Below are 4,113 nucleotides of genomic sequence, written 5' to 3' on the forward strand. Positions count from 1 at the left end.
AGCGCCCCCGGCTTCTTGTCACGGACCCCGCATTTCCCCAGCGCCTCAGTGATGAGCTCCGGCGTCACCCACCGGGTCACCGCCCCCAGCCGCACGTGATCGGACAACCCCACCCACGGATGCATACCGGGCCCAACGACTCCACTCCTCCAATGTCACCGCGAACTGCTTGCCGATCTCAAGCAACGGCATTGAGTGCCGGGAGGCAGGTGGCAGACGGTGACCGTCAGGCCGGCCTCAGCGGCGAACCGGGCGAGTTCAGTCTTCCAGGTGCGGGTGCGATACCCGTTGGAGCCGCCGGCATCGGCAGTGATCAGCAGCCGGTCGGCCGTCGGGTAGGTGGCCCGCCCGGCTCCGTTCCACCATCGGCGGATCGACTCGACGGCGAACGCGGCGGTGTCGTGGTCGGTGCCCACGTTGACCCAGCCGGTGTTCGCGGCGACGTCGTAGATGCCGTAGGGCACCGCTCTGCCCAGCTCGCGGTCGGGGAAGTCGTGGGTGTCGACCCGCACCGGCTCGCCTCTCGGCTCCCATTCACGGCCGTTGTTCTTGAACGGGCCGACCAGTTCCTTCTTCTTCGTGTCCACGCTGATCACCGGAGCCCCGCAGTCCTGGTGGTCGCGGGCCTGCTCGTTGAGGTAGCGGAACTGGGCGTCCCGGTCGGGGTGCTGCTTGCCTTCCAGCGTCTTGGCGTTGCTCTGCAGGCTGAAGCCCTCCTCGCGCAGAAGGTCGCCCACCGTGTCTGCAGAGATCCTGTGGCCCTGCCGGGTCAATTCCCCGGCGAGCTTGCGGGTGGATTTGGTGGTCCAGCGCAGCGGCGACATGGGATCTCCGCGGACGTCGGGCTCGACCAGCGCGAGGAGTGCCTCCCGAACGGCCGGGTTCCGGTCGACGATGCGTTTGCGGCCAGCGCCGGGCCGGCGGATGCGTCCCAACGGAGCCTCTCCGGAGTCGAGTTCCCGCACTCCGGCAGACACAGTGGCCTCACGAACACCGGCGGCACGGGCCACCGCCCTGATTCCGCCGTGGCCGAGCGACCGAGCCTCCGCCCCTATCAGCAGACGACGCTGCCGCTCGTCCAGATGCGGCAGAATCACCTCGAACTTGGCTGCCAGCACGGCCCGTTGCCCATCCAACCCGCTCATGCCAGACCAACGAGCCACCGAACGGAAAGCCACGAGTTAAAAATCTGCACGCCCTTAGAACTCCTAACAGAATGGCCTTGATGGCCTTGGAATGTGTTGCCCCGTCAGGTTGTTGGCTGGTACATGCGTAGGGGGGAACGGCCGCCGTGGATCGTGTCCGATGAGTTGTGGGCACGGATCGAGCCGCTGCTTCCCGTCGTGCCGCGTCGCGTGGATCACCCGGGACGCAGGCGTCTGGACGACCGGAAGGTCCTGTCAGGGATCCTGTTCGTGCTGTACACCGGCATTCCGTGGGAGTTCCTGCCCCAGGAGCTGGGCTTCGGCTCGGGCATGACGTGCTGGCGTCGTCTGAGGGACTGGAACGACGCGGGTGTATGGCAGCGTCTGCATGAACAGCTGCTGGCCGAGTTGCATGCCGCCGGCGCGCTGGACTGGTCCAGGGCGGTGATCGACGGCTCCCACGTGCGGGCCATGAAGGGCGGCCCAAAACCGGCCCGAGCCCGGTCGACCGTGCCCGGCCGGGCTCGAAACACCATCTGATCACCGAAGCGCACGGCATCCCCCTGGCGGTCTCGCTGACCGGCGGGAACCGCAACGACGTCACTCAGCTGATGCCACTCATCCAGGCCGTCCCGCCGGTACGCGGCCGACGCGGACGGCCCCGCCGACGGCCGGACAAGCTCTACGCCGACCGCGGCTACGACCACGACAAGTACCGCAAGCAGGTCCGGGCCGTGGGCATCACCCCGATCATCGCCCGCCGCGGCACCGAACACGGCTCAGGACTCGGCGTACACCGATGGGTGGTGGAGCAGAGCTTCGCGCTGCTGCACTGGTTCCGCCGCCTGCGCATACGGTGGGAGATCCGCGACGACATCCATGAAGCCTTCCTCAGCCTGGCCTGCAGCATCATCTGCTGGCGCCGGCTGAGGAACCTCACACTTTGTTAGGAGTTCTTAGCTTGGCGTTTATGCAGCTGTGCTGCTTGCGGCGGCTGCCGCGAGGTCCGGTTTGCCCTGTTTCCCGACAGGGTGCTCGCGTGCACGGCGATTGTTCTTCACGCCGGATGGCTGGCCGGGGCCTGCGATGGTGAGTTTCGGTGCGCTGGCCGGATGAGGGGCTTTCCTGTGTAGGCGGCGAAAACCTCGACGGACGCGTGCGGGGGTGAGGCGCCCTTGGCGTGCGGGCCGTTCCCAGGGTTTGCAGAGGTCTTCTGCGAGGGGCCGGGCCAGGCGGAGTTGGGCGTGTGAGGCAATGACGAGCCAGGTCCAGCGATCGGCGGCGGCCGGCTCGCGGAGTTTGGGAGTGGTCTACCCCAACGTCTGCTTGAACATCCTGAAGGTGTGCTCAAGATCGAATCTGCGCAGGAATGCCTGCCAGAGCCGGTCCACATCCACAGCGGTAGCAGCGGTGGCCGACCACCACAGCTAGACCGGCCGGGGACTGCGCTCTCCACGGAGGCGGTCGACCCGAAGACGGATGACGGTGCCTTCGATGACCGGCAGCTCTCCTTCGGGGTGGTCGGCCCAGGCCGAGCGCCGGACCAGTAGCGGGTGCAGGCGGTCCCAGGCAGTGGCGACGGCTTTCCCGCAGTGGGTGGTGTCGCTCAGCGTGGTGACGGACGGGACTGGCTGGGTGGCCGGATCCTCGAACTTGAACTCCGCCCCGCGCTTGGGCTTGCGCCCGCGTTTGCCCGCCGGCTGCGGCGAGGGCGGGAAGTACAGGACGCGGTCCGAACGCATGCGGCCCGGCAGCTCAACGGACAGGTCCGCGAGCAGGAAAGCCAGGCGGGTCACGTCGTAGCCGGCATCGACGACGACCAGGACGGGCGGGTCACCGATCTGCCACTGGCCTGCCACATACAGCCGCTGGAACACTTCCCGGACCTGGGCGGCGGTGATCGTGATGATGTCGTCCCACGGACACAGCCGGACCACGTCCAGCAGGGCCGTCCACGATGTCCGACCCTGCTCCAGGGCGGCGACGAAGGAGTAGGGCCACCCGGGGATCATCTGCGCCGAGCCCCTGCCCCGGCCGTATGTGTGGCAGAACATCCGGCCGCAGCCAGTTGCTCACATCGACCGCCAGGACCAGCCGCCCCTCCGCCGTCCGGGGAAGCTGCAATCCTGCCAGTGCCCTGCGCAGCCGGGACAGATCCAGGCGCCCGTGGTTCAGCCCGCTGTACAACGCGCCATGTCCGCGCCGGTGCTCAGGTGCCAGGGACAGTTCGACCAACGTCTTCACCGGGCCGTCCGCACTTAGCAAGGCGTCACTCAGCTCGAACAAGGCGTCGGGAGCAATGCTCATGACCTGTGGATCGGCCTCGGGCTGGGACGCGAAGGGCGTACCTTCCCGAGTGATCGACTTCTGGTCATCGAGTAGGCCGACGTTGCACCGTCGGTCGGGAAGGCACGCCCGTGCTGAGCGTAGTGAATGCCGATGGAACGACCGAGACCGGCTCCCTGATCGACGACATCGTCCGCGAGGGTGCGAGGCGGATGCTGGCCGCCGCCCTGGAGGCCGAAGTCAACACCTACATAGCAGAGTTGACCGATCAGCGTGATGAACGCGGACGCCGCATGGTGGTCCGCAACGGCTATCACCAGCCCAGGAAGGTCACCACCGCGGCCGGGACGGTCGAGGTGAAGGCGCCGCGGGTGAACGACAAGCGCGTCGACGAGGCGACCGGCGAGCGCAAGCGGTTCTCTTCGGCGATCCTGCCGCCCTGGTGCCGCAAGTCCCCCAAGATCAGCGAAGTGCTGCCCCTGCTCTATCTCCACGGCCTGTCCTCCGGCGACTTCGTGCCCGCCCTCGAGCAGTTCCTCGGCTCCACGGCCGGCCTGTCGGCAGCGACGGTCACCCGCCTCACCCAGCAGTGAGCGTTTTCCAACCTCACCCTGAGCTGGTCAGATGCAGCGTGAGTATCGCTTGGACGAGGTTGGTGATCCGGGCGGTTGAGCATCGGAGT

General features: G+C 67.4%; 1 protein-coding gene and 3 pseudogenes. 2 read left to right on the forward strand and 2 right to left on the reverse strand.

Annotated elements, in window-relative coordinates; genetic code table 11:
- Positions 1–194 precede the first annotated feature (194 nt).
- Positions 195–1,145, reverse strand: a pseudogene (locus ACWD35_RS44950) (ISAzo13 family transposase); the annotation flags it as partial.
- A 123-nt stretch (positions 1,146–1,268) separates the two neighbouring features.
- Here ACWD35_RS44950 and ACWD35_RS44955 point away from each other — a divergent pair.
- Positions 1,269–2,095, forward strand: a protein-coding gene (locus ACWD35_RS44955; protein ID WP_451357096.1) for an IS5 family transposase whose coding sequence is annotated in 2 segments (ribosomal slippage) — positions 1,269–1,629 and positions 1,629–2,095 — 828 coding nt in all. Because the reading frame shifts where the segments join, the coding sequence is not laid out codon by codon here.
- Positions 2,096–2,113: 18 nt separating this feature from the next.
- Here the strand turns inward: ACWD35_RS44955 and ACWD35_RS44960 are convergent.
- A pseudogene (locus ACWD35_RS44960) lies at positions 2,114–3,452 on the reverse strand (NF041680 family putative transposase).
- Positions 3,453–3,562: 110 nt separating this feature from the next.
- Here ACWD35_RS44960 and ACWD35_RS44965 point away from each other — a divergent pair.
- Positions 3,563–4,021: pseudogene (locus tag ACWD35_RS44965) on the forward strand (transposase); the annotation flags it as partial.
- Between the last annotated feature and the right edge of the window lie 92 nt (positions 4,022–4,113).

This window comes from Streptomyces sp. NPDC002671 (genome assembly GCF_053592475.1).